This is a genomic window from Extensimonas vulgaris (assembly GCF_003337425.1).
In the GTDB taxonomy this organism is placed as follows: domain Bacteria; phylum Pseudomonadota; class Gammaproteobacteria; order Burkholderiales; family Burkholderiaceae_C; genus Extensimonas; species Extensimonas vulgaris.
Genome location: NZ_QPJU01000005.1, coordinates 1 through 24,896 on the forward strand (window position 1 = coordinate 1; position 24,896 = coordinate 24,896).

The window sequence follows — 24,896 nt, forward strand, 5'->3', positions numbered from 1 at the left end:
GAGAGGTTGAAGGGATTGCCAGACATCATTCGCGGATTCTTTAGGCATCCTGAATGCGGGTTTGTGAACTAATTTTGTTTATTGCTTAGTATCTTATGGTGAACCCTGATGTCGCAGCGGCGGTAGCGCGCGGTGATTTCATATCCGGAGCTGAGCATTATCGACTATACGGTAAAAACGAAGGTAGGGTTGCGTCGATAGATGCTTATATTACATATTTAGCCAACACGATTGCCGCCCAAAAAAACGCCATCGCTGAATTAGAGGAGGGAATGAAAAACCGAGAGCGCGAGGTTGCCTTGCTCTCTTTGACAATCCAAAAATATGCGTCGTCTAGAAGCTGGCGAATCACCAAGCCATTACGATGGCTGACTGCGGCAAGCCGTGGCGGCAGTTTGCTTATGCGTCGCGCCTATACCAAAGCAAAAACTGAAGGTTTGTCTGCTGCAATGGCGCGTGCCGTGCAAATCTGCAGAAAAGAAGGTTTGCTTCATGCAGTTTCACAAAGAGCACTCCCCCCCCCTGCCGAAGCCGGGCAGAGCATAGGCACTGGCTCTGTTTTGCACGGGGGCTATACCTATATCGAGCCGGCAGCGCCTGCAGACCTGAATGTGCAGTTGGAAAAAATGGCAATCAAGCCCATGTTTTCCATTGTCGTTCCGGCATATAACACGCCGCCGGCCTTGTTGACCGCCGCGATCGAATCGGTAAAAAAGCAATGGTACCCGTATTGGGAGCTGATATTGGTCAACGATGCCAGCCCTGCACGTGAAACACGCGCGGCGCTTGAGCGAGTCGATGACAAACGCATCAAGATTCTTCATTTGGGAAAAAACGCTGGAATTTCTGGCGCTACTAATGTGGGATTGGATGCGGCAAGCGGTGATTACATTGTTTTCATGGATCATGATGATGAAATCACGCCAGACTGTCTTTATGAACTAGCAGCTTGCATCAACCGTGAAGACCCCGACTTTATTTACAGTGACGAAGATAAACTAACCGAGACAGGTGAATTCACCGAGCCGCATTTCAAGCCTGATTGGTCCCCTGACACGATGATGAGCACGATGTTCACTTGCCACGTGTCCTGTGTGCGCCGCAGTGTCCAGAAAGCGGTAGGTGGCCTGCGCTCGGAAGTCGATGGCTGTCAGGATTGGGACTTTGTGCTGCGTCTGGTGGAGCATACATCGCGCATCAGTCATATCCCCAAGGTGCTATACCATTGGCGGATGATTCCAGGCTCGACTGCAATTGATATTGCTGCTAAATCATATATTTTAGAGTCGTCAAAAAAAGTGCGTGAAGACGCACTTGCCCGCCGAGGTTTGGCTGGTCGTGTGGAGCCGGTAGCGCAGGTGCCAGGATATTTTCGTGTGGCTTATGCCCTGCGCGGCACTCCGCTGATATCGATCATCATCCCCACGCGTGACAATGAGAAGATTCTTCGCCAGTGCATAGACTCGATTTTCACGCGGACGCAATACGAGAATTTTGAAATCATCCTGCTGGACAATGGTTCAAAAGATTCTGCCACGCTGGCATATCTGGAGACGCTGCAAGCACATGAAAAAATCATGGTTGTGCGACATGATGCACCGTTCAATTATTCTGAACTGAACAATATAGGTGCACGCCATGCGCGCGGAGAGTTGCTCTTGTTCCTGAATGACGACACAGAGGTGCTGCAAGCCGATTGGCTGGAGCGCTTGGGAGGATATGCCCAGTTGCCGCACGTCGGCGCCGTGGGTGCCAAACTGCTTTACGCTGGCGGGAAACAAGTCCAGCATGCTGGACTTGTGAATCTGGAGACAGGACCTGCACATGCCATGCTGCGCATCAATGTCGATGCGCCCGGATATTTCATGCGCAACCTGCTCGAATACAACTGGCTTGCCGTGACCGGAGCCTGCCTGATGGTGGAGCGCGCCAAGTTCATGCAGGTGGACGGCTTTGCTGAGAGTTTGCCTGTTGCCTATAACGATGTCGATTTTGGCATGCGATTGCATGCCGCGGGCTTTTACAATGTTGTCGTGCCGGCGGTGCATTTGATCCACCATGAATCGGTGAGCCGTGGCAGCGATCATATGGACCCCGAAAAACTGTCTCGACTGAAACGTGAAATGCGTGCGTTGTATGCGCGCAACCCGAGGTATTTTCAGTACGACCCATTTTTTAACATCAACTTCCATCCAAACGGCATCAATTTCGACATTCCGGCATGTCGAGTCAATTAGGTCGTACCGAGTAGTAATAGATTGGAGGGCGGGAATGGATGTTCATGCCTTGATGGCTTCGGCAGAACTGATTTCGTTTGATTTTTTTGACACGCTTTTTTTCCGGCGGGTGAAAATTCCTGAAACCGTTTTTGATCTCATTGGAAAAAAGCATGGTCTGCCAGATTTCAAGCAGATGCGCGTGGCGGCGCAGCAAGAAGCCTTTCGGCGGATGATCAAGGATGGCAGACGTGAAATCAGCTTGCGAGACATCTACGATTGTTTTCCAGTAACGAGTGTTCCTACTGATGTCTTGATGGCGGATGAATATGCGCTGGAAATTTCCCTTCTGGCGCCCAATGCTGAGGTCGTGAGCTGGCTTGAATCAGCCATTGCAGCCGGCAAGCGTGCGGTGGTTACCTCCGACATGTATTTACCGCGAGATTTCTTTGAGCATGCACTGGTGACGCATGGAATCGGGCAACTGCCGCTTTATGTTTCTGCCGATCGCAATGCGACAAAGCGCGATTTTGGCGAGCTTTTTGATTTGCTTGCCGCGGAGCAAAAGGTAGCGCATGCAAGCATTTTGCATATTGGCGACAATCCAATGGGTGATGTTCAGCGTGCAAAAGAAAAGGGCTTGAAGGCGCATCATTATGTACCCGCTGCGGATCGCGCATTGCATAAATCCGCTTCGCTGGCGAGCTCTGTTGCGCATGGCTTGTTGCAGTCGGCGGGCCATATGGAAATTCAAGCCGGCAGCTTTGAGGAGTTTGGTTATCTTTATGGCGGCCCCGCCATGGTCGGCTTCCTGGAGTGGATCAAGAAGCAGAGCCTGAAAGCCGGATTTGAGCATGTTTTATTTTTGGCCAGAGATGGATTTTTGCTGGACAAAATAGCGCGCCACCACTCTCCCGATGGCTTGCCTCCGTTTTTATATTTCATGGGCTCGCGCACTGCCTTCTCTTTGGCAGCGATGACCGATGAAAATTTCGATGCCTATATTCCTTTTTTGCTTTCCGGCAGCATAGGCTTGTCACCCAGCGAGTTGCTGGAGCGCATTGGTGTGCCGGTGCCCGCGGCAAAACTTCTGCAAGATTTTGGATTGGGTAATGATGCAGTGGTGTCGCAGGCGTTGCTGCCGAGGCTTGAGCACTTCATTAAGTTCTATCGGTGGGAGATATTGAAGGTTTGCCGCCGCAATCGGCGTGCACTTTATCAATATCTTCGGAGTGCGGACATAAAAGATGGCGCGCGCATTGCTTTGGTGGATGTGGGGTGGCGCGGCACGACGCAAGAGGCTTTCGAAAAAGCCGTCAAGCCATTCATGGAATTGGACGTGACCGGCTTATATTTCTGTTTGGCCCAAACAGCAGAGACCCGGGCGCGCATGGCATCGCAAAAAATGATGCCGATGATCCGTTCGGAAGAATTCGGCAATAATATAGTGAACGCCTTATATGAAAAGAGACTGGCCGTTGAAATGTGCTTTAGTGCGCCGCATCACTCCATTATCGGCCTCCTGCCGGGCATTGACGGTGTAGAGCCCGTCTATGATCCAGGGCGTGGAGACACCGCAGAAACGACGCTGCATGTGTGCGACATACTGAGAGGAATCGAAAAATTCGCTGCTGACTATTACTCAATGCAGCGCCGCATTTCAACGTGTATTTCGCCTAATATGCTCATACAGCCTTTGCTTGAATACATTACACAGCAACAGGTTGACTCTTTTCATATTTTTGAGAAGGTTAAAAATTTTGATGCCTGGGGCAGCTCAAAAAATCTTGCGCTCACGTTGAAGTCTTATGCAGCTTGAACGAGGCCATTGTTCTGGATATACGCGATGAACATCCCCCTCGTCATCGACCTCGACGGCACGCTGATCCACACCGACATGCTGCACGAAAGCACGCTGCGCCTGGTGCGCGACGCGCCGCTGCAGCTGCTGCGGCTGCCGTTCTTGCTGGCAAGGGGCAAAGCCGTGCTCAAGCGCCACATAGCGCAGCGCAGCAGCTTCGACCCCGCCGCACTGCCCTACAATCAGCCTTTGCTCGAATGGCTGCAAAGCCAGCGCGCCGCAGGCCGCAAACTCGTGCTTTGCACGGCCACAGACGCCACCATCGCGCAGGCCATTGCCGACCATTTGGGTCTGTTCGATGAAGTCATCGCCAGCGACGGCAGCACCAACGTCGCCGGCGCACACAAAGCGCAAGCCCTGCGCGAACGTTTCGGCCAAGGGGGCTTCGACTACGCAGGCAACGCCGCGCCAGACCTGCCCGTGTGGGCCCAGGCGCGCAAAGCCATCGTGGTCAACGGCAACGCGGCACTCGTGCAAAAAGCCCAAGGCATCGCAGAGGTAGAGCACGTCTTCCCGCCGCAGCCCGCAGGCATAAGTACCTTGCGGCGCATGCTGCGCGTGCACCAGTGGCTCAAAAACCTGCTGCTCTTCGTGCCCCTTCTGGCCGCGCACCAGCTCGGCAACGGCCCAGCCTGGCTGGCGCTGCTGCTGGCTTTTGCGTCTTTTAGCCTGTGCGCCTCGTCGGTCTATATCGCCAACGACCTGCTCGACCTCGAAAGCGACCGCCTGCACCCCCGCAAGCGGCTGCGCCCCTTCGCTTCCGGGCAAATGCCGGTATGGCAGGGCGTGGTCTTTGCGCCGTTGCTCCTGCTTGCCAGCTTGCTGCTGGCCACCTTCGTAGGCGGGCAATTTTTGCCCTGGCTGCTCGCGTACTTCGTGCTCACCTGCGCGTATTCGTGGGGGCTCAAGCGGCTGGTGCTGGTGGATTGCCTGACGCTTGCGCTGCTCTACACGCTGCGCATCGTCGCCGGCGCCGCCGCGGTAGGGCAGGCGCTGTCGTTTTGGCTGCTGGCGTTTTCGGTGTTTTTGTTCCTCTCGCTCGCCTTCGTCAAACGCTACGCCGAGCTCGAAGTGCAGGTCTTGAGCGGCAAACAAAAAATCCACGGCCGCGGCTACCACACCACCGACGCGCCGATCGTGCAAACCATGGGCATCGTGTCTGGCTACGCCAGCGTGCTGGTGCTGGCGCTATACCTCAACAGCGACGCGGTGCTGCGCCTGTACCGTGCGCCGCAAGTCATCTGGGGCGCCGTGCCGGTCATGCTGTTTTGGGTCAGCTGGATGTGGCTGCAAGCCCAGCGCGGGCAGATGCACGATGACCCGCTCGTCTTCGCCGTCAAAGACCGCGCCAGCCTGGCCGCCGGTGTGGCGTTCGTCGCCATCATCGCCGCTGGCGCAGTGGGCTGGCCATGGTGACGCAAGCGCCAGCGGCACCACCGCCCACCCCAGCCACAAGCACGCCCGTCAGCGCCTGGGGCCGGTTGCAAAGCGCGCCACACCACGTCGTCCCCCTCACGCAACCCGAGCAGGTCGGCTCCACGCTGGCGCGCACCCGGCCGGGCCTCGCGCACGGCATGGGCCGCAGTTATGGCGACGTGGCGCTGAACCCCGGCGGCACGCTCTGGCGCACCACCGGGCTCAACCACTTCATCGCTTTTGACGAAGCCAACGGCCTGCTGACCTGCGAAGCCGGCGTGCTGCTCAAAGACATTCAGCGCACGCTGCTGCCGCGCGGCTGGCTGCTGCCGGTGACGCCGGGCACGCAACTCATCACCGTGGGCGGCGCCATCGCCAACGACGTGCACGGCAAGAACCACCATGTATTCGGCTCTTTTGGCGACCATGTGCAGCAACTGTGCCTGGTGCGCACCGACGGCAGCACCCTGGGCTGCGGCCCCACGCAAAACCCCGACTGGTTTGCCGCCACCGTGGGCGGGCTGGGCCTGACGGGCGTCATCACCCAGGCCACGCTGCAACTGCGCCGCGTGGCCGGCCCCTGGTTGGAGGCTGAAACCATCGCCTACACCAGCTTGGAAGAGTTCTTCCACCTCGCCGATGCGTCCGAGGCCGACTGGGAGCACACCGTCTCGTGGATAGACTGCCTGGCAGGCAGCCAAGACAAACCCGGCGGCACGTCAAGCAGCGCACGCGGCATCTTTCTGCGCGCCAACCCAGCCCAAACCACGCCACACCCCACCCCTAAGCCACCCGCCGAGCGCCAGCGCCGCATGCCCTTCGTGCCGCCGGTGTCGCTCGTCAACCGGCTGACGCTGCGCCCCTTCAATACGGCGTACTACCGCCTGCACCAATGGCGGGCCGGGCGCAGCCTGGTGCATTACGAACCCTTTTCTTACCCGCTGGACAACCTGCTCGACTGGAACCGTATGTACGGCCCGCGCGGGTTTTACCAATACCAAAGCGTGGTGCCGCGCGCCGTGGGGCACGGTGCCGTGCAGGCCATGCTGCAAGCCATCCGGCGCGCGGGCGAAGGCTCGTTTCTGGCCGTGCTCAAAACCTTTGGCAAGCGGCAAAGCGTGGGCATGCTCAGTTTTCCGCAACCTGGGGTGACGCTGGCGCTCGACTTTCCCAACCGCGGCGCACGCACGCACAAGCTCTTCGAGCAGCTCGACGCCATCGTGCGCGAAGCCGGCGGGCGCCTTTACATGGCCAAGGACGCACGCATGCCGCGCGAACTGTTCGAAGCCGGCTATCCGCGCCTGCCAGAATTTTTGCCTTACCGCGACCCAGGCATCCGCTCGGCGCTGTCGCGTCGTTTGATGGGAAGTTGACAGGAATGAATCGAGACATTGAATGAGCGACCCCAAAAGAATCGTCATCGTCGGCGCCACGTCGGCCATTGCCGAGCATTGCGCCCGGCTGTGGCTACAGCAAGGGCCGGCGCACCTCACGCTGATCGGCCGCGACGCACAGCGCACCGAGCGCGTGGCAGCCGACCTGCGCGTGCGCAGCGCGCAGTCCACCATCGACGTGCTGACGGCCGACTTTCTCGACCCCGAGGCCATTCAGGCCACGGTCAACCGCCTTACGGCACCAGGCCCGATCGATATCGCATTGATAGCGCATGGCGCACTGCCAGAGCAGGCTGAGTGCCAAAAAGACCTGAAACTCTGCCGCGACGCGCTGGAAGTCAACGCCATCTCACCCGCGCTGTATGCCGAGGCTTTTGCAGGCCCGATGCAGGCCGCCGACCGCGGCACGCTGATCCTCATAGGCTCGGTGGCCGGCGACCGCGGGCGCAAGTCCAACTACGTCTATGGCGCCGCCAAAGGCTTGGTCACGCGCTACGCGCAGGGCCTGCAACACCGCCTGGCCGCCACGCGCGTGAAGGTGGTGCTGGTCAAGCCCGGCCCCACGGATACGCCCATGACCGCGCACCTCAAAGGCCAGGGCGCCAAGCTCGCGCCGGTGGAGGATGTGGCGCGGTGCATCGTGCGGGGGGCGGACAAGGGCAAGACGGTGATTTATGCGCCGGGGAAGTGGGCGCTTATCATGTGGGTGGTGCGGCATTTGCCGAGGGTGGTTTTTAATCGGATGGGTATTTAAATGTCTCTGGAAGATGCTGATGCGCAATTATTTAAAGTGACGAATATGCAAAATAAAAAAATTACTCGCTTGCTGACGTATGTGCCGGCATTGATTTTGGTAATATTTTTTTCGTACAGGTGGCGATATTTTCAACTAGATGACGCCTTGATTTACCTGCGATACATCAAAAACTTCCAGAATGGTTTTGGGTTGGTTTACAACCCCGGGGAGCGATTTAATGGCCTCACGTCTCCTTTGTATTCATATATTACGTTATTACTGTCTTTTGTTGTCAGTAATTTACAAATTTTATCCATCTCGCTGTCGGGGTTGTTTTTATTTATAGCCTCTGCGCTTGGTGGTGAGCTTTTTTCTGAGTCCATTTACGGCAAGGTGTTAACAAGCGTCGCCGTAGCCAGTTTTGGCTATTTCTACTTCACCTTTGGTATGGAAACAACTTTGTTTCTTGCATTAATTGTCGCATCGCTTTATTTATACAAGATTCAGTCCAATTATCTTGTCATTGCCCTTGCGCTTTTGGTTAATACGAGAAGTGAAGGTGTTTTTCTGGCCCTACCACTCGCGCTTGATGCAGTGGCTAGAAAAAGACTCCCGCCATTAAAATTTATCATTGCCGCTGCTCTATTGTTTTTGGTTCCTTTTGTAATAAATTATATCTATTACGGCAGCCCTTTGCCTGCAACAGGTAGCGCCAAAATTGGCCAAGGGAAATCAGGTCTTTGGGGGGAGCGATGGATATTTTTGAATAGCGGGTATTTGGATCAAATGGCCTTTTCTGGAAACAAAATTGTGAGGTGGATATTTGTTGTATTGTCTGCAGCTGGTGCAATAATTTTAGTAAGAAAAAGAGCTGCCTTTTATTCATTGATTTTTATTTTTCTTCTTTTCTCATTTTATTCACTCATGAATATTCCAAACTATCACTGGTATTACGCGCCTTTCTTTTATTTTGGAATATTATTTTCTTCCCGGGCGCTCGAAAGCCTTGCCTGTTGGATTGGCGGTAATTTTGGGCGTTTAGCTCGCGCGGGAGCTATTGGAGTATTTTTGTGCGGCGTTGCTTATTTTTTCTTTCAAACAAGTGCATCTGTTGCGACGGGCAATAGGGAGGATTATGCCAAGATAGGGATATGGTTAAAGAACAATACCCCACCTAATGCCTCCGTCGCCATGGTGGAAGTGGGTACCGTAGGATGGTATGCCGATAGAAACATAATCGACATACTAGGATTGACGAATAAATACAATGCAGACTTTATAGCCCGGAGAGATTTTACCGGCTGGTTCGAAAAGTATCAACCTGACTATATATTGCGTCATGAGCCGCGATGGGGGCATGAGCAATCTACGGAAATCTTAGAAGGTCAGCGCGCATATATCCCTGATGAAAGATTCAACTTCCCTGGCTATGTACTTTTGCGGAAGTCACCATATTTTTCGAACGCCGACATTGCCAAAATATCCGTTAATTTCAAAAAATCAAAAGAAATTTTGATGGAAATGATGCAGTCCACCAATGTTACGGCGCCCTTTGTTCAAATCGAAGGCGATCATATTTTTGCCCATGCGCCATCTGAGCTTTCAATCAGGTTGCCAAAGGATAAATCAAAAATTGATTTTTTTTACGGGATACGGGAAGGCGCCGCCGGAAAACATCATGGCATCTGTTTTGACCTATTTTTAAAAAGTAGTGGAGCAAACATATTTCATGACTGCATACAGCCCGAGACGGCGCCGCAGGACATGCGGCGCAGCAAGTCGTTGAATATGGATAATATTGCGAATGATACGCTGATTTTTAGAAATAATTGCGAATCATCCTGCGACTATGCTTGGTCGTATTGGGGTGTTTATTCTTTAGATTGACGGTTGCCGCCTTTATGCGCCTGACGATCTTCTATATTCTATTTGCCGCAATCGCATCTTTTGCAAACATCTTTGCCCAAGATGTATTCGTTCGGCTATATCATGGCGTGTATGCCATTACGCTTTCGATTTTCGTCGGCACATTCATTGGCTTGCTGGTCAAGTATTGGCTTGACAAGCGTTACATCTTTCGGTTTCGCACTCTGAGTGCGGCGCATGATATCCGCACCTTTGTTCTATATTCCGCAATGGGCGTTCTGACGACGGTTATTTTTTGGGCTTTTGAGTTTGGATTTCAGGAAATTTTTCAAACAAAGCAGATGCGATATCTGGGTGGGCTGCTCGGTTTGTCTTTGGGGTATTTTTTGAAGTATAAAATGGATAAACGTTTCGTTTTTGTGGCCGTTGATTGAGTTTTTTATTGCATGAATCTCAGAATGACACTATTTGCACCCAGCCAGATGGCAGCTTATCTTCGCAACCGCGTCTTTGGCGTCAACGACTCCCGTATTGATGGTTAAGGCGGCTGCCGTGGGTGGCTCATACGGGCTATTGATCCCCGTCATGTTCGGCAGTTGACCGCTGCGCGCCTTTTTGTATAGGCCCTTGGGATCGCGCTGCTCGCACACTTCCAGCGGTGTGTCCACAAACACCTCGATGAAGTTGTCTTCGCCAATCAGTTCCCTGGCCATCTGCCGCTCCGCCCGAAATGGGCTGATGAAGGCGGTCATTACGATCAGGCCGGCGTCCATCATCAGCTTGGCCACTTCGGCCACGCGGCGGATGTTTTCCACCCGGTCGGCGTCGGTGAAGCCCAGGTCTTTGTTCAGGCCCTGGCGCACGTTGTCGCCATCCAGAATGTAGGTGCGCTTGCCTTGGGCGTGCAGTTCTTTCTCCAGCGCGTTGGCGATGGTGGATTTGCCTGAGCCGGATAGCCCGGTAAACCAGATGACCTTGCCTTTGTGGCCGTTGAGCCGTTCGCGGTCTTCGCGGGTGATGCTGAGCGCTTGGCGGTGCACGTTTTGTGCCCGGCGCAGGTTGTGGCGGATCATGCCGGCGGCGACCGTGGCGTGGGTGAATTTGTCCACCAAGATGAAGCCGCCCAGCGTCTGGTTGGCGGTGTAGGGGGCGAACACGAGCGGCTTGCTCAATGCCAGGTTGACCACGGCGATGTCGTTCAGCGCCAGTTGTTTGCACGATTCGTGCGCCTGGGTGTTCACGTCCAGGCGGTATTTGAGGCTGGTGATGCTGGCGCCGGCCCATTGGTTTGCCAGTTTCAGTTCATAGGCGCGGCCTAGCAGGCCGGGTTCGTCGTGCATCCACACCAGGGTGGCCTCGAACTGGTCGGTCATTTCCAGCGGTTGGGCGGCCAGGGCGATCACGTCACCGCGCGAGGCATCTAGCTCCCGATCGAGCACCAGGGTCACTGCGTCGCCGGCCTGGGCGGTGTTCAGGTCGCCATCGGCGGTCACGATGCGCGTGAGCGTTGCCGTCTGGCCCGAGGCGGTTACGCGCAGTTCGTCGCCCAATGCCAAGCGGCCCGCGGCGAGCGTGCCGCTGAAGCCCCGAAAGCTGGCGTTGGGGCGGTTGGCCCACTGCACCGGGAATATGGCTTTGTGTTGGCTGGGTTTGGGGATGTCGATGGTTTCCAGGCAGCCCATCAGCGTGGGCCCTTGGTACCAGGCGGTGTGCGGGGAGCGGGCGGTGACGTTGTCGCCCTGGAGGGCTGACACGGGGATGGGCGTGATGCTTTGGAAGCCGAGCGCTTCGGCAATGGTGGCGAAGTCGGCAGCGATGGTGTCGAAAACGGTTTTCTGGTAGCCGAGCAAGTCCATTTTGTTGATGGCCAGCACTACGTGTTTGATGCCGACCAGCGACACGAGGTAGGCGTGGCGGCGGGTCTGGGTGAGCATGCCCTGGCGGGCATCGATGAGCAGCACCGCGACATCGGCCGTAGAGGCACCCGTAACCATGTTGCGGGTGTATTGTTCGTGCCCCGGGGTGTCGGCCACGATGAACTTGCGCCGGGGGGTGGAGAAGAAGCGGTAGGCCACGTCGATGGTGATGCCTTGTTCCCGCTCGGCGGCTAGGCCGTCCACAAGCAGGGCAAAGTCGATGTCGTTGCCCTGGGTGCCGTACCGACGGGAATCGGCTTGCAGGGTGCGCAGCTGGTCGTCAAAGATTTGCTGTGATTCCCACAGCAGGCGGCCAATCAGCGTGCTTTTGCCGTCATCCACGCTGCCGCAGGTAATGAAGCGCAGCAGGTCTTGCTGGGCTTGCCGGGTCAGCCATTCGCGGACGGTGGCTGCTTTGGGGGGGCAGGACGGGGTGGGGGTTTTCTTGGGGCGCGCCATCAGAAATAGCCTTCCTGTTTTTTCTTTTCCATGGAGCCGGCGCTGTCGGTGTCGATCTTGCGGCCTTGGCGCTCGGACTGGCGGGTGTTGATGGTCTCGAGGAGGATGTCTTCAATCGTTTCGGCTTCGGACTCTATGGCGCCGGTGAGGGGGTAGCAGCCCAGGGTACGGAAACGTACTTTCCGGATTTCGATTTGTTCTCCGGGCAGCAGGCGACAGCGTTCGTCATCGACCATCATGATCATCTCGGGCCGCACGACCACGGGCCGCGGCTTGGCGAAATACAGCGGCACTACGGGAATGTTTTCTTGGTAGATGTATTGCCAGATGTCCAGCTCGGTCCAGTTCGACAGTGGGAATACGCGGATGCTCTCACCTTCTTTTTTGCGGGTGTTGTAGAGGTTCCAGAGCTCGGGGCGCTGGTTTTTCGGGTCCCAACGGTGGGTGTTGGTGCGAAACGAGAAGATGCGCTCTTTGGCGCGGGACTTTTCTTCATCGCGCCGGGCGCCGCCAAAAATCACGTCGAATTTGTAGTGGTCAAGCGCCTGTTTGAGCGCTTCGGTTTTGCTGATGTCGGTGTGCAGCGCGGAGCCGTGGTCGAACGGGTTGATGTTTTTTTCGATAGCCTCGGGGTTGGTGTGCACGAGCAGGTCCATGCCGCTTTCGCGGGCTATGAAGTCTCGGAACAGGTACATCTCCTGAAATTTCCAGCGGGTGTCCACGTGCAGCAAAGGAAATGGCGGTGGTGCAGGGTAGAAGGCCTTGCGGGCCAGGTGCAGCATGACGCCGCTGTCTTTGCCGATGGAATACAGCATCACGGGATTTTGGGCCTCCGCTACGGCTTCGCGGAGGATGTGGATGCTCTCGGCCTCCAGCCGCCTCAGATGGGGCGACGGCGCCAGGTCGGGTTTGGGGTTGCCGCCCAGGCGCAGCCCTGAAGGCAACACGGGTTGGTAGGCCTGGGGGCAGAGCTGGATGTTTGGCAAGTTAGGTTCACCACGCAAGCAGGCCACCAAGGCGCCGTGTGGAAATACGGCGATGGGTTTGCCAATGTGGCGCTGCAAGTCGGTGATGGCTTGTAGGGCTGCCTCTCGTTCCAGGCGCGGCATTGGTACCCAAAATCGTGCACCGCGGGCGTCATTGGCGTGCAAGCAGGGTTGCCCGCTGGGCAGGATAGCTATCTGTGCAAGCAGCACCCGATCACGTCGCTTGCGGGCTTGGGCTATGGCCCAGTCCAACACCAGGCGGTTGGGTGTGCGGTCACGTTCGTCCAGCAAGTCGGCTTCTGATAGCTCTTTGGGCAAGATGCCCAGTGCGTTCAGACGGCGCTCTGCGGTGCGCTTGGTATCTGCCTCGCCCGTGGCTTTGAGGTGCTTGAAAGCGAGCTCGGTGTCCCAGACGCGCGGGGCGTCCAGCCGCAGCAGGGCAGGGTCTTGATTTGTCGCATTTTGCATTTTGTTGATATTTTCTGTGTTTCACACTTGACGATGAACTATCATCCATCGTTTTTACTTAGCATATCACCTTATGCGACAAATCAAATGCTTGTTGCCCGTCGAAAACGGGTGTGCGTTGCCCGGCTTTTTGCCGGCGTGTCCTGTGCGCTGCACGTGCACACGGCCGAGGTGAGCTGGGCATGGTGGACGCGGGCTATGTGCTGGCTGGTTCTTTGACAGGGTTCATGGTCGGCTTGACGGGGGTGGGGGGCGGCGCCTTGATGACCCCGATCTTGCTGATCTTCTTTGGCGTGCCGCCCACTGCAGCGATTGCTACCGACCTGTGGTTTGCGGCAATCACGAAGCTGGTTGGCGCGAGGGTGCATCACATGCGCGGCAGTGTGGATTGGCACGTGGCCAAGCTGCTTTGGCTGGGGAGCTTGCCCATGGCGGCGTTGATCGTAGGCATGGTGGGCTGGGGAGTTGCTGCGGCCAAGGTGGCGTGGCTGACAAAAGCCATTGGCGTGGTTGTGTTGATCGCGGCCATTGGGCTGCTGTGTGCGCCGCAGTTGCTTGCCTATGCAAGAGTGCGCGGGATCGGTCGGGCCGACCGATTCAGGGCTGCGCAGCCGGCCTTGGCCGTGGTGTCTGGAGCGGTGCTGGGTTTGTGTGTGGCATTGACGTCGGTGGGCGCCGGTGCACTGGGTAGCGTGCTGCTGCTTTGCCTATATCCACAGCGTATGACACCCCATCGGCTGGTGGCCACCGACATCGTGCATGCCATTCCGTTGGCGGTAGTGGCTGGGCTGGGATACTTGTTTGCCGGAATGGTCAATGGCCAGCTGTTGATGAGCCTATTGGCGGGCTCTATCCCGGCGGTGCTGCTCGGGAGCCTGTTGGCAGAAAAAATATCGGGCCGCTGGATTCAGCTTTGTTTGGCCCTGGCGTTGATGGGGTCTGGATTGAAGGTGCTGTTATAGGGGGCAGGTGTCGGCTTTCGGCTATTGAAGGCGCTCACCTTTTACGAGACGAGCGCAAATTTGCACATATTTTTTTGCAATGGTATAAGCGGTATATTTGCTTTCGGATTGCGGTAAAGAGCTGCCGAGGTGCTGGTCTGAATTAAAAATATTTTCGAGGGCTTCTGTTAATTGGCTTGCCGATGAAAAATAAAGCGCCCGATCTTCTGCTGTGGCACGGTTGAAGGCCACATCAAAGCACAATATGTGGCAGTCGTAGAAAAGCATCTCCACAAGGGAGGGGTTGGTTCCGCCCACACTATGGCCGTGTAGATAAATTTGACAGGATTGGCGCAAGCTTGCTAACTTTTGCGATTCATAAGTAGAATCCAACATCACTATGCGCGGATTGTTTTTGTATTTTTGATGCAATTGGTTCGCGTAGGCGCTGTGTTTCCAGTTTCCCACGATGGTATAGCAATTCATGGGTGAAGCCAAAAACCCTTCAATCAGCATTTCCAGGTTGTTTTCAGGCTCTATGCGGCATATGGTGAGGGCCGTACCGAGTTGCACATCTATGCCCGGGAGCCGCAGTACGTGGTCTCCTGGATAAGCGACCAAGCTGCTTTTGTGTCGTGTGCAAGGACTCAGGAAGGGTGCAAGGGCTGCGTTGTCGTAAATCACGTGATGCGCGAACCGCTGGGCCGTAATGCCAGACAGACGCAAAAACCAGCGTTGCAAGCGGCTGTGTTTGCCGCGGCGCCATTCGATTCCATCGACATTGACGATGAGTTTTTTGCCGTTGAAGTTGCACATGAGGCGAAAGAGTGGAAACCATAAACCACCCGAAACTCCAAGAACGATGATGTGACTTGCGCGTCGAAAGACGCACATGAATGCCAGGGCATCATGAAAAATAGAACTCGCGCCATTTGCGCGCAGGGGAATAAAAACGCGGTGAACACCGTTCCAAGGAGTGGACTTGTCTGGGTAAAGACGAGCGTCACAGGTCACGGTGACGGCCCGTACCATGCGGGCTATGACGGGGGCGCAATGTTCTACGAATGCTTCAAAACCGCCATAGCGGTTGGGTAGGCCGGCGGAACCGATGAAGGCAATATGGAAAGGATAACGGTGCATTGTGGTCGGCTTGCCACCTCATCGTTCGGAAGTCCGGGCACATGATAAGTGGCTTGAGAGCGGCATGGCTTTATGTGCTATGGGTGAGGAGGTCTGGAGTGCACAAGAGCATCGCCCGTTTTTGGATTTGGGTGCGGGTTTTCTTGTGGGCTATTCCGGTCTTGTGAATGGCGAGGCTGGAATAACAAGAACGCTGAAAGTAGCTTTCGTTTGAAAGTGGGGCCTGTATGCAGCGCCAGTTGGGCCAGAAAGATTCTGGCGCGCCAAGTAAGTTGACCGGAGTTTGCCAGGCGAATCCATTTTCGATCGGTGGTGTTCAGCGATATTGCTGGGGCGTGCGCCAGGTCTTTGGCAAAGCCCAGCGCTTGTTGGGTTACTTGAAGGGCAAAGCGGCGGGTGCGGCGAAACCTCTCAAAGAGGGGGCGTCGCCGGTGCGCGCCAAGTACGTTTCGGGCGTGCTGGCGGTAGAGCGAGAGCGGGCTTTGTCCATACCAGACGATGCGCCCAGCGCGGCTGGCCCAAAGTACGATGGCCCAATCGTGCATGAGGTAGTGGCGCGGTGTTGCATGCTGGCACACATAGCGCAGCAACTTACCGGAAATAGCCAATGTGTGGCCGACAACCGGGTTGCAAAGCAACAAACGGTCAGCGGCCAGATCGCGGGGGACTTGGTAGGGGTTGCCTGTGTAAAAACTGGTCTGTAAGGGTTTCAGGCTCGAATCGACGATGTGGACATCGTGAAACACCGCCAGCATGCCTGAAGGGGTGCGGGCGATTTCGCGGCGGAAAGTGGCGCACATGGCTTGCACCTTGCCCGGTAGCCAGACATCGTCTTGGTCGGCAATGAAGATGCAGTCATCGTCTTTAACCTGCCGCTGAACCTGCGCAAAAGCGTGGAAAAACGACAGCGCTGGGCCGGGGGCATCTGGCTGTCTATGTAAGGTGTAAGGCTGGTGGGGCGTCAAGGTGCGAAACGCTTCAGCAATGCGCGTGACGGTGTCGTCGGTGGAGGCAAAGTCGAAAATGTGAAAGTGATCGATGGGTTCGCTTTGCCTGAGGATGGAGGCGAGCTGGGTTTGCACATAGGCACCGCCGTTGTGGCAGCACATGATCAAGTGGGTTGGCATGCCGGATTCTGAGTGTTCGTGGGGTCTGATGGTAACGGAGGGCCACGGTGAAAGAGAGTGGCTGCGCAGCCGCGGCACGTTGGTCACACCGTCAGCTTTCGCGCCAGCCGCGTGCCCTGCAAGCGTGTTTCTGTGTTTCTGGCATGCAAAAATTTCCCTGCAAAACAAGCCGCGTGCTGGTATATTTTGCTGCACCGCAACATAACCGGACGGTCCAGCCATGCTCTACCACCTTTACGAAGCCCAACGCTCCCTCATGGAGCCTTTTGCCGACTTTTCCCTGGCGGCCTCCAAGCTGTTCAGCAATCCTATGTGGCCTTTGAGCGAAACGCCGATGGCGCAGCGCATGGCCGCGGGCTTTGATTTGTTTTACCGCCTCGGCAAGGACTACGAAAAGCCCGAGTTCGGCATCCATATGGTTGACGTCGATGGCGTGGATGTGGCGATTGCCGAGCGCGTGGAGATCGACAAGCCTTTTTGCGAACTGCGCCGCTTCAAGCGCTTTTCCGATGACCCGGCCACGCTTGCCAAGCTCAAGAACCAGCCTGCGGTGCTGATCGTCGCGCCCCTGTCGGGCCACTACGCGACGCTGCTGCGCGACACCGTGCGCACCATGCTCAAAGACCACAAGGTCTATATCACCGACTGGAAGAACGCGCGCCTCGTGCCCTTGTCGCAGGGCGAATTCCACCTCGACGATTACGTCAACTACGTGCAGGAGTTCATCCGCCACCTGCAGAGCATCTACGGCAACTGCCACGTGATGAGCGTGTGCCAGCCCACGGTGCCGGTGCTCGCGGCCGTGTCGCTGATGGCGAGCCGCGGCGAAAAGACGCCGCTGAGCATGACCATGATGGGCGGCCCCATCGATGCGCGGCGCTCGCCCACAGCGGTCAACAGCCTGGCCACGACGCGCAGTTTCGAATGGTTCGAAAACAACGTGATCTACCGCGTGCCCGAGACTTTCCCTGGGGCGGGGCGGCGCGTCTATCCCGGCTTTTTGCAGCACGCTGGTTTCGTGGCCATGAACCCCGATCGGCATGCAAGCAGCCACTACGACTACTTTTTGAACCTGATCAAGGGCGACGATGCGAGTGCCGAGTCGCACCGCCAGTTTTACGACGAATACAACGCCGTGCTCGACATGGATGCCGACTACTACCTCGAGACCATCCACACGGTGTTTCAGGAGTTCAAACTGGTGCGTGGCACCTGGGAGGTGCGTTCGCCCTCGGGTGAGCTCGAGCCCGTGCGCCCGCAGGACATCAAAAACACGGCCTTGTTCACCGTCGAAGGTGAACTCGACGACATCTCCGGCTCGGGCCAGACGCGCGCCGCACATGACCTGTGCACCGGCATCGTGCAAAAGGAGCAATTCCACTACGAGGTGCCCGGCGCCGGGCACTATGGCATCTTCAGCGGTCGGCGCTGGCGCGAAATGGTCTACCCACGGGTGCGTGACTTCATCCTTGCGCACCAGCCTGCGGCGCAAACGTCGGTTGCGCAAGTGGCAATCGCTGCTCCAGTGCCCGCAGAACCCTCGGCGGCAGCGCAAGAAAATGAACAAAATCCCCCGGAAGCGGCCGCCAAAACTACCCATGTAGCTACTAAAAAAGTAGCGAAAAAGACCGCGCCCTCGGCTTCCGGGCAGGTTGCGTCTGCGCCTTCGGTGGCTACGCAATGGGTGAGCGGTGCAGCCGCGCCGGCGCACACTTCCGCAGCGGCTACCACCGCACAGGCGCCCCAAGCGGATGCAGCGCCGGTCGCTGGCGCAGCTCCTGGCGCTGCTGAAGCCTCGTCCTGACCGGAATGGCAGCGAGGGCTTCGGAGCTTGCGCAGCAAATCGCTGCGCTGCTGCCACAAACGCAGTGCATGCGCTGTGGCTACCCCGATTGTGCGGCTTACGCGCAGGCCATTGCCGTGGGCGAGGCAGCGATCAACCGCTGTCCGCCCGGCGGTGCCGAAGGTGTGGCGCGGCTTTCCGCCCTCACGGGCAAGCCACCCATGCCCCTCGATGCGGCATGTGGCCAGGAAACAGTGCGCAGCGTTGCTTTCATCGATGAAAGCGCTTGTATAGGTTGCACGCTGTGTCTCAAGGTGTGCCCCACCGACGCCATCGTGGGCACGAACAAGCGCATGCACACCGTGATCGAGGCGCATTGCACGGGCTGCGAGCTCTGCCTGCCGGCGTGTCCGGTCGATTGCATCCAGCTCGAAAATGCGAGCGGCACGGCCACGGGGTGGAACGCGTGGTCGCAGGCCCAGGCCGAAGCTGCACGCGAGCGCTACGCCCGGCACCAGCGCAGACGCGCCGCGCCAAGCGTCACACTGACGCCTGCTCCAACTGCGGCCCAGCCGCGGGCGACGGTGCTGACGCCTGTCTCTCCATCTTCCGCGCAGGCGCGGCAAGCGGCCATCGCTGCAGCCATGGAGCGTGCCCGGGAAAAGAGGCGAGGGACTGCGGGGTAAAAAAATCTGCGCACAGTTTCTGTGCGTCCAATCAGATAACAGAAGCAGCTGCCGCGGGCAGCGTAGCGGTACAGCTGCTTTGCCTCGTGCGAAGCCGAGCAAGTGAGGCTGCTCGAATTGCTATTTATAGAGTAGCAACTGGCGCTTGAAGGATGAGCCTCAAAAGCCCATTTGATGCCAAATTTTACGGGTGCAGCCTCTGCGGCGATCAATGGCCGCCCCATAGCGAGACTATGGGGCAAGAAGCCGGTAAAAAATGGGCCGCTGCGGCGCATTCGCAGCCGACGATTCCAAGCTGGGCTCAGACTTTCGGCGCGGCTGCGTTGGCGGCCGCCAGCGCGGTCATGTTGACCACGCGGCGCACGGTCGAGGAGGGCGTGAGCACGTGCGCCGGGGCCGCCGCGCCGAGCAGGATGGGGCCGATGGTGGTGCCATGCGCGCTCGTGGTTTTGAGCACGTTGAAGAGGATGTTGGCCGCGTCCAGGTTGGGGCAGATCAGCACGTTGGCGGCGCCGCTGAGCGTGGCGTCGAGCAAGCTGTTGCGGCGCACGTCTTCGGACAGCGCGGCGTCGCCGTGCAGCTCGCCGTCGCACTCGATGTGCGGCGCGAGCTCCTTGAACAGGTCGCGCGCGTGGCGCATCTTGCGCGCCGAGGCGCGGCTCGAAGAGCCGTAGTTGGAGTGCGACAAAAACGCCACCTTGGGTGGCAGGCCGAAGCGCTGCACCTCTTCGGCGGCCATGAGCGCGATGGCCGCGAGCTGCTCGGCGCTCGGGTCTTCGTGGATGTAGGTGTCGGCGATGAACAAGGTGTATTGGTCGAGCATCAGCGCGTTCACGGTCGCGAGGCCCGGCGCGCCTTTTTTCACGCCGAGGATGTCGCGGATGTGTTCGAGGTGACTGTCAAAGCGCCCCACCAGCCCGCACAGCATGGCGTCGGCGTCGCCCAGGTGCACCATCAGGGCGGCAATCAAGGTGTTGGAGCGGCGCACCGCGGCCTTGGCGGCCTCGGGCGTGACGCCATTGCGACCCATGAGGCGGTGGTAAGTCTCCCAATACTGGCGAAAGCGCGGGTCGTCCTCGGGGTTGCAGATTTCCACGTCGCTGCCGGGCTGGATGCGCAGGCCCGCTTTGGCGATGCGCGCAGCGATCACCGCGGGGCGGCCGATCAGAATGGGGCGCGCGAGCCCGTCATCGACGGCCACCTGGGCTGCGCGCAGCACGCGCTCGTCCTCGCCTTCGGCGTAGGCCACGCGCCGCGGCTGGGCTTTGGCCGCGGCGAACACGGGGCGCATGAACATGCTGGTCTGATAGACGAAGCGCGAGAGGCTCTCGCGGTAGGCGTCCAGGTCGGCAATGGGGCGCGTGGCTACGCCCGACTCGGCCGCGGCCTGCGCCACGGCGGGGGCGATGCGCAATATCAGGCGCACGTCGAACGGCGTGGGGATCAGGTAATCGGGCCCGAAGCGCAGCTCCTTGCCGGCATAGGCGGCGGCCACTTCGTCGCTCATCTCGGCCTTGGCCAGGTCGGCGATCTGGCGCACGCAGGCGAGTTTCATGGCGTCCGTGATCTTGGTCGCGCCGCAGTCGAGCGCGCCGCGGAAGATGTACGGAAAGCACAGCACGTTGTTGACCTGGTTCGGGTAGTCCGAGCGGCCCGTGGCGATGATGCAGTCGGGGCGCACGGCCTTGGCGAGCTCGGGACGGATCTCGGGCTCGGGGTTGGCGAGCGCGAGGATGATGGGCTTGTCCGCCATGGTCTTGACCATCTCGGCCGTGAGCACGCCGGGCGCCGAGCAGCCGAGGAACACGTCCGCGCCCTGCACCACGTCGGCGAGCGTGCGCGCGCTGGTGTTTTGTGCGTAGCGCGCCTTGGACTCGTCGTAGCCGCCGGGGCGGCCTTCGTAGATCACGCCCTTGGAGTCCACCATGAAGACGTTCTCGCGCCGCACGCCGAGCTCCACCATGACATCGACGCAGGCGAGGGCCGCTGCGCCCGCGCCCGATACGGCCACCTTGACCGCATCGATGCGCTTGCCCACGAGCTCCAGCCCGTTGAGCAGTGCGGCGCTCGAGATGATGGCCGTGCCGTGCTGGTCGTCGTGGAACACGGGGATGTTCATGCGCTCGCGCAGCTTGCGCTCGATGTAAAAGCACTCGGGCGCCTTGATGTCCTCGAGGTTGACGCCGCCCAGCGTGGGTTCGAGCGCGGCGATGATTTCGACGAGCTTGTCCGGGTCGCGCTCGGCGAGTTCGATGTCGAAGACGTCGATACCGGCGAACTTTTTGAACAGGCAGCCTTTGCCTTCCATCACGGGCTTGCCCGCAAGCGGGCCGATGTCACCCAGACCCAGCACGGCCGTGCCGTTGGTGACCACGCCCACGAGGTTGCCGCGCGCCGTGTAGTCGAAGGCCTTGGACGGGTCGGCGTGGATGTCCAGGCAAGGGTAGGCCACCCCGGGCGAATAGGCGAGCGAGAGGTCGCGCTGGTTCGACAGCGGCTTGGTCGGGCTCACGGAAATTTTGCCGCGCACGGGCGTGGCGTGGTAGGCGCGCGCGGCGTCGCGCAAAACTTGTTCGGCGGGCGAGAGGGGTTTGGTCATGCGGTCGTCAAGTGAAGTAGTCTCAACCCCCCGAATTTACCCGCAGCACGCCCGCATGTAGGCGCCCCTTGTGCACGGTCGGACGCAGCCACCGGTTTTTACCGGCGTACAGGCGCCGAGAGCGTCAGGTCAGCAGGTCGCAGAGCGTGCGCGCCACCACCTTGGTGGCGCGGCGCAGGTCTTGCAGGTCCAGCCGCTCGTCGGCGCGCTTGGCGTGCGATTCGAGCACGCTGCGCGGGCCGGCGCCGTAGATCACGCCGGGGATGCCGCGCTCCACGTACAGGCGCACGTCGGTGTAAAGCGGCGTGCCGCGGGCCGGGATGGGCTCGCCGAACACGGCCGCGCCGTGCTTTTGCAGCGCCTGCACCAGCGGCGCGTTGCCCGGCAGCGGCGTCATGGCGCGCGCGAGCAGCAGGCGCCGGATGTCCACGCGCAGGGCGTCGCCGCCGGCACTGTCGTAGCCGCGCTCGGCGTTGAACTGCTGCGCAGTCGTGGCGATGAGCGTGCGCAGCTGTGCCTCGACTTTGGCGGGGTCTTCTTCGGGGATCATGCGCCGGTCGAGCTTGAGCACGACTGTGCCGGGCACCACGTTGGTGTGCGTGCCGCCGTCGATGCGGCCGATGTTGAGGTAAGGGTGCGTGATGCCGGGCACCTGGGACGTGATCTGGCGGTACCTGGCGTTCTCGGCGTACAGCGCGTTCATGATGGCGACGGCGCCTTGCAGCGCATCGACGCCGGTGTCGGGCACCGCGGCGTGCGCCATCTTGCCGTGCACGGTCACTTCGAGCTGCAGGCAACCGTTGTGCGCCACCACCACTTCGTAGCTGAAGCCCGCGGCCATCATCAGGTCGGGTTGCGTCAGGCCCTGGCGCAGCAGCCAGTCGGGGCCGAGTTCGCCGCCGAATTCCTCGTCGTAGGTGAAGTGCAGCTCCACCGCGCCGCGCTGCGGCCGCGCCACGGCTTCGAGCGCGCGCACGGCAAAGCTGTAGGTGGCGAAGTCGCTCTTGCTTACCGCGGCGGCGCGGCCGTAGAGCTTGCCAGCGACGATCTCGCCGCCGTAAGGGTCGTGCGTCCAGCCCTCGCCGGGCGGCACCACGTCGCCGTGAGCGTTGAGCGCGATGGTTTTGCCGCCCGTGCCGTAGCGCCGGCGCACGATCAGGTTGGTGATGCTTTGCATGCCGTGCGCGCGCACCTCGGCAGCGGGCACGGGGTATTTTTCGGCGGCAAAGCCCCAGGCGGCGAGCAGCTCGGCCGTCTTGTCGGCGTGCGGCGCGTTGTCGCCGGGCGGCGTGTCGGTGGGCACGCGCACGAGTTGCTGCAGGAAGGCGACTTCTTCGTCGAAGTGCGCGTCTATCCAGGCGTCGAGCGGGGCGTAGAGGTTTTCTTGGGGCATGGTTTTATGCATGAAATTGGCCTCTAGCGCTTGTGTAGTAAGCGCTAGCAGCTATTTTTATGGGAGCTATACGAGTATTTCCCGAGCCAGGTTTTCGAGCAACTTCTGCAGCGCGCGCACGGCGAGTTCCATGTCGTCGCTGGTGGTCGATTCGAGCGGGTTGTGGCTGATGCCGCCGTTTTCGCCGCGCACGAACAGCATGGCCTGTGGCAGGATCTGGTGCAGCTTCATGGCGTCGTGGCCTGCGCCGCTGGGCAGGCGCTGCACGGGCAGGCCCAGCGCCTGCACGGCCGCCTCCCAGCGGCGCTGCCACGCGGGCGCGCTGGGCGCGGCGGCCGCGCGCAGGGTTTCCTGCAGCGCGTACTGCAGGCCGCGCCGGGTGGCGATGCGCTCGACCTGCGCCAGCACGTCGGCGGCCATGCGGTCGCGCTGCGCGTCGCTGGGCGCGCGCAAGTCCAGGCTGAAGCTGCAGCGCCCCGGCACCACGTTGACCGAGCCCTGCGGCACGCCGAGCTGGCCCATGGTGGCGACCGAGTCGCCGTCCTGCGCAGCGCGCTGCTCCAGGTACAGCGCCAGCTCGGCGGCGGCGCAGGCCGCGTCGCGGCGGCGGTTCATGGGGGTGGTGCCGGCGTGGCTGGCCTCGCCGATGAATTCACCAAGATAGCGCACGCTGCCGTTGATCGCGCTGACCACGCCCAGCGGCAGGTTCAATTCGCACAGCACCGGGCCTTGTTCGATGTGTACCTCGACGAAGCCCAGGTACTGCGCCGGGTCGCGCCGCAGGCTGGGGATGTCTTCGATGCGCAAGTCGGCGCGCTGCATGGCTGCGCGCAGCGTGATGCCGGCGGCGTCGCGCTGGTCGAGCCAGGCCGGGTCGAAGTCGCCCACGAGCGCGCTCGAGCCCAGGAATGTGGCGGCAAAGCGCTGGCCTTCTTCTTCGGCAAACGCCACCACTTCGAGCGCAAAGGGCAGGCGCCGGCCGGTGCGCGCGAGTTCGCGCACGCAGGCGATGGGCACGAAAATGCCCAGCCGCCCGTCGTACTTGCCGGCGTTGCGCACGGTGTCGTAGTGCGATCCCGTGAGCAGCGCGCGTGCGCCCGGCGTGGCGCCGTGGTAGCGCCCCACCACGTTGCCCACGGCGTCGATGTGCACGGCGTCGAAGCCGCTGGTTTGCATCAGCGCGTGCAGCTCGGCCGCGCAGGCGCGGTGCGCGTCGCTGAGGTAGGTGACGCAGAGCTGCCCGTGTTCGGCAAACCCGGGCTCGCTGTGGCGCGCGAGCTGCTCGTGCCAGTCCCAGACCATGTTGCCCAGCGCCGGCGTGAAGCCGAATTTATCGTTCAGGCGCAACTCGGCAATGCGGTGGATGTTGCGCAGCGCTTCGGCGCGTTCGGCGTCGGGGTGCTGGTGCAGGCGACGCGCCAGGGTATCGATGATTTGCGCGCGCTGCAGCCCCGTGCCGCGTGGCCCGCGCACCGCGAGGATGAACGGGAAGCCAAAGCGTGCGTTGTAGGCGGTGTTGAGCTCGTGCAGGCGCGCAAACTCCTGCGGCGTGCAGGCCGTGAGGCCGGCCTGGTTTTGTTCCTGCGCAGATTCGGCCGTGAGGCTTTGTGCGATGGCGGCCTTGCCCGCGAGCTCGGGGTGTGCACGGATCAGCGCGAGCTGTGCGTCCGTGTCGGCGCACGTGACCACTTCGGCCATGGCGTATTTGAGCTGCGCGAGCGACTCGAACGGGCGCTGGTGCAGCGCCGCGGCCGCGATCCAGGGCGAATGTTCGTAGATGCCGGCGAGCATCTGCAGGGCTTCGGGCTCGGGGGCGGCGTTGAGCTGGTCTAGGAGCCTGTCGGACTTTGGAGTCGTCGGCTGCGAATGCGCCGCAGCGGCCCATTTTTTACCGTCTTCTTGCCCCATA

Annotated in this window: 17 protein-coding genes; 10 read left to right on the top strand and 7 right to left on the bottom strand. The window is 59.6% G+C overall.

Annotated elements, in window-relative coordinates; translation table 11 throughout:
• Positions 1-95 precede the first annotated feature (95 nt).
• The 7 genes from DFR45_RS08335 to DFR45_RS08365 are packed head-to-tail and all read left to right on the top strand — an operon-like array spanning position 96 to position 9,923.
• Positions 96-2,237 (top strand): glycosyltransferase family 2 protein, encoded by a 2,142-nt coding sequence (locus tag DFR45_RS08335; protein ID WP_114483256.1) that lies wholly within the window; start codon positions 96-98, stop codon positions 2,235-2,237.
• Positions 2,238-2,271: 34 nt separating this feature from the next.
• Positions 2,272-4,035 (top strand): HAD family hydrolase, encoded by a 1,764-nt coding sequence (locus DFR45_RS14360; protein WP_144686947.1) that lies wholly within the window; start codon positions 2,272-2,274, stop codon positions 4,033-4,035.
• 27 nt (positions 4,036-4,062) lie between these two features.
• The gene (locus DFR45_RS08350) at positions 4,063-5,493 is read left to right on the top strand and encodes a UbiA family prenyltransferase (protein ID WP_114483259.1); all 1,431 of its coding nucleotides are present in this window, start codon (positions 4,063-4,065) and stop codon (positions 5,491-5,493) included.
• Positions 5,487-6,866 carry an FAD-binding oxidoreductase gene (locus DFR45_RS08355; RefSeq protein ID WP_114483260.1) on the top strand — a complete coding sequence of 460 codons (1,380 nt, stop codon included), beginning with the start codon at positions 5,487-5,489 and terminating at the stop codon, positions 6,864-6,866. Before DFR45_RS08350 ends, DFR45_RS08355 begins: the two co-directional genes overlap by 7 nt.
• A gap of 22 nt (positions 6,867-6,888) precedes the next feature.
• Complete coding sequence (locus tag DFR45_RS08360; protein WP_114483261.1) at positions 6,889-7,641, top strand: SDR family NAD(P)-dependent oxidoreductase; 753 nt, start codon at positions 6,889-6,891, stop codon at positions 7,639-7,641.
• Entirely contained in the window at positions 7,642-9,510 is a 1,869-nt protein-coding gene (locus tag DFR45_RS14365) for a hypothetical protein (RefSeq protein WP_144686948.1), read from the top strand. It begins immediately after the preceding gene.
• A gap of 14 nt (positions 9,511-9,524) precedes the next feature.
• On the top strand, positions 9,525-9,923 hold the full coding sequence (locus tag DFR45_RS08365) for a GtrA family protein (protein WP_114483424.1): 399 nt from the start codon (positions 9,525-9,527) through the stop codon (positions 9,921-9,923).
• A gap of 30 nt (positions 9,924-9,953) precedes the next feature.
• On the opposite strand, the gene cysN is transcribed toward DFR45_RS08365, so the two are convergent.
• Both cysN and cysD read right to left on the bottom strand, forming a co-directional pair.
• Positions 9,954-11,864, bottom strand: a complete 1,911-nt coding sequence (gene cysN, locus DFR45_RS08370) for a sulfate adenylyltransferase subunit CysN (protein WP_114483262.1) — start codon at positions 11,862-11,864, stop codon at positions 9,954-9,956.
• Positions 11,864-12,766: a sulfate adenylyltransferase subunit CysD gene (gene cysD / locus DFR45_RS08375; RefSeq protein ID WP_241659456.1), complete on the bottom strand. Its 903-nt coding sequence runs from the start codon at positions 12,764-12,766 to the stop codon at positions 11,864-11,866. The genes cysN and cysD overlap by 1 nt, the downstream gene beginning before the upstream one ends.
• A gap of 734 nt (positions 12,767-13,500) precedes the next feature.
• On the opposite strand from cysD, the gene DFR45_RS08380 reads away from it, so the two are divergent.
• Positions 13,501-14,280 carry a sulfite exporter TauE/SafE family protein gene (locus tag DFR45_RS08380; RefSeq protein WP_114483263.1) on the top strand — a complete coding sequence of 260 codons (780 nt, stop codon included), beginning with the start codon at positions 13,501-13,503 and terminating at the stop codon, positions 14,278-14,280.
• A gap of 21 nt (positions 14,281-14,301) precedes the next feature.
• Here the strand turns inward: DFR45_RS08380 and DFR45_RS08385 are convergent, their stop codons facing one another.
• Both DFR45_RS08385 and DFR45_RS08390 read right to left on the bottom strand, forming a co-directional pair.
• Complete coding sequence (locus DFR45_RS08385) at positions 14,302-15,399, bottom strand: DUF1972 domain-containing protein (RefSeq protein WP_114483264.1); 1,098 nt, start codon at positions 15,397-15,399, stop codon at positions 14,302-14,304.
• A gap of 77 nt (positions 15,400-15,476) precedes the next feature.
• Positions 15,477-16,526, bottom strand: a complete 1,050-nt coding sequence (locus DFR45_RS08390; RefSeq protein WP_158636999.1) for a glycosyltransferase — start codon at positions 16,524-16,526, stop codon at positions 15,477-15,479.
• Positions 16,527-16,746: 220 nt separating this feature from the next.
• On the opposite strand from DFR45_RS08390, the gene phaZ reads away from it, so the two are divergent.
• Both phaZ and DFR45_RS08400 read left to right on the top strand, forming a co-directional pair.
• Positions 16,747-18,330, top strand: coding sequence for a polyhydroxyalkanoate depolymerase (gene phaZ / locus DFR45_RS08395; protein WP_114483266.1), 1,584 nt, complete (start codon positions 16,747-16,749; stop codon positions 18,328-18,330).
• A 5-nt stretch (positions 18,331-18,335) separates the two neighbouring features.
• Positions 18,336-18,995: an RnfABCDGE type electron transport complex subunit B gene (locus DFR45_RS08400; protein ID WP_114483267.1), complete on the top strand. Its 660-nt coding sequence runs from the start codon at positions 18,336-18,338 to the stop codon at positions 18,993-18,995.
• Between the two features lie 301 nt (positions 18,996-19,296).
• Here the strand turns inward: DFR45_RS08400 and DFR45_RS08405 are convergent, their stop codons facing one another.
• The 3 genes from DFR45_RS08405 to uraD form a co-directional block, all read right to left on the bottom strand.
• A complete protein-coding gene (locus DFR45_RS08405) occupies positions 19,297-21,594 on the bottom strand; it encodes an NADP-dependent malic enzyme (RefSeq protein ID WP_114483268.1) in 2,298 nt (765 codons plus the stop codon).
• Positions 21,595-21,718: 124 nt separating this feature from the next.
• Positions 21,719-22,987 (bottom strand): M20 family metallopeptidase, encoded by a 1,269-nt coding sequence (locus DFR45_RS08410; RefSeq protein WP_174564695.1) that lies wholly within the window; start codon positions 22,985-22,987, stop codon positions 21,719-21,721.
• 66 nt (positions 22,988-23,053) lie between these two features.
• Positions 23,054-24,895, bottom strand: coding sequence for a 2-oxo-4-hydroxy-4-carboxy-5-ureidoimidazoline decarboxylase (gene uraD / locus DFR45_RS08415; RefSeq protein ID WP_114483270.1), 1,842 nt, complete (start codon positions 24,893-24,895; stop codon positions 23,054-23,056).
• Between the last annotated feature and the right edge of the window lies 1 nt (position 24,896).

Coding starts and splice junctions, on each gene's coding strand:
- DFR45_RS08335 (WP_114483256.1), top strand. CDS start 96: ATGGTGAACCCTGATGTCGCAGCGGCGGTAGCGCGCGGTGATTTCATA.
- DFR45_RS14360 (WP_144686947.1), top strand. CDS start 2,272: ATGGATGTTCATGCCTTGATGGCTTCGGCAGAACTGATTTCGTTTGAT.
- DFR45_RS08350 (WP_114483259.1), top strand. CDS start 4,063: ATGAACATCCCCCTCGTCATCGACCTCGACGGCACGCTGATCCACACC.
- DFR45_RS08355 (WP_114483260.1), top strand. CDS start 5,487: ATGGTGACGCAAGCGCCAGCGGCACCACCGCCCACCCCAGCCACAAGC.
- DFR45_RS08360 (WP_114483261.1), top strand. CDS start 6,889: ATGAGCGACCCCAAAAGAATCGTCATCGTCGGCGCCACGTCGGCCATT.
- DFR45_RS14365 (WP_144686948.1), top strand. CDS start 7,642: ATGTCTCTGGAAGATGCTGATGCGCAATTATTTAAAGTGACGAATATG.
- DFR45_RS08365 (WP_114483424.1), top strand. CDS start 9,525: ATGCGCCTGACGATCTTCTATATTCTATTTGCCGCAATCGCATCTTTT.
- cysN (WP_114483262.1), bottom strand. CDS start 11,864: ATGGCGCGCCCCAAGAAAACCCCCACCCCGTCCTGCCCCCCCAAAGCA.
- DFR45_RS08380 (WP_114483263.1), top strand. CDS start 13,501: ATGGTGGACGCGGGCTATGTGCTGGCTGGTTCTTTGACAGGGTTCATG.
- DFR45_RS08385 (WP_114483264.1), bottom strand. CDS start 15,399: ATGCACCGTTATCCTTTCCATATTGCCTTCATCGGTTCCGCCGGCCTA.
- DFR45_RS08390 (WP_158636999.1), bottom strand. CDS start 16,526: ATGCCAACCCACTTGATCATGTGCTGCCACAACGGCGGTGCCTATGTG.
- phaZ (WP_114483266.1), top strand. CDS start 16,747: ATGCTCTACCACCTTTACGAAGCCCAACGCTCCCTCATGGAGCCTTTT.
- DFR45_RS08400 (WP_114483267.1), top strand. CDS start 18,336: ATGGCAGCGAGGGCTTCGGAGCTTGCGCAGCAAATCGCTGCGCTGCTG.
- DFR45_RS08405 (WP_114483268.1), bottom strand. CDS start 21,594: ATGACCAAACCCCTCTCGCCCGCCGAACAAGTTTTGCGCGACGCCGCG.
- DFR45_RS08410 (WP_174564695.1), bottom strand. CDS start 22,987: ATGCCCCAAGAAAACCTCTACGCCCCGCTCGACGCCTGGATAGACGCG.
- uraD (WP_114483270.1), bottom strand. CDS start 24,895: ATGGGGCAAGAAGACGGTAAAAAATGGGCCGCTGCGGCGCATTCGCAG.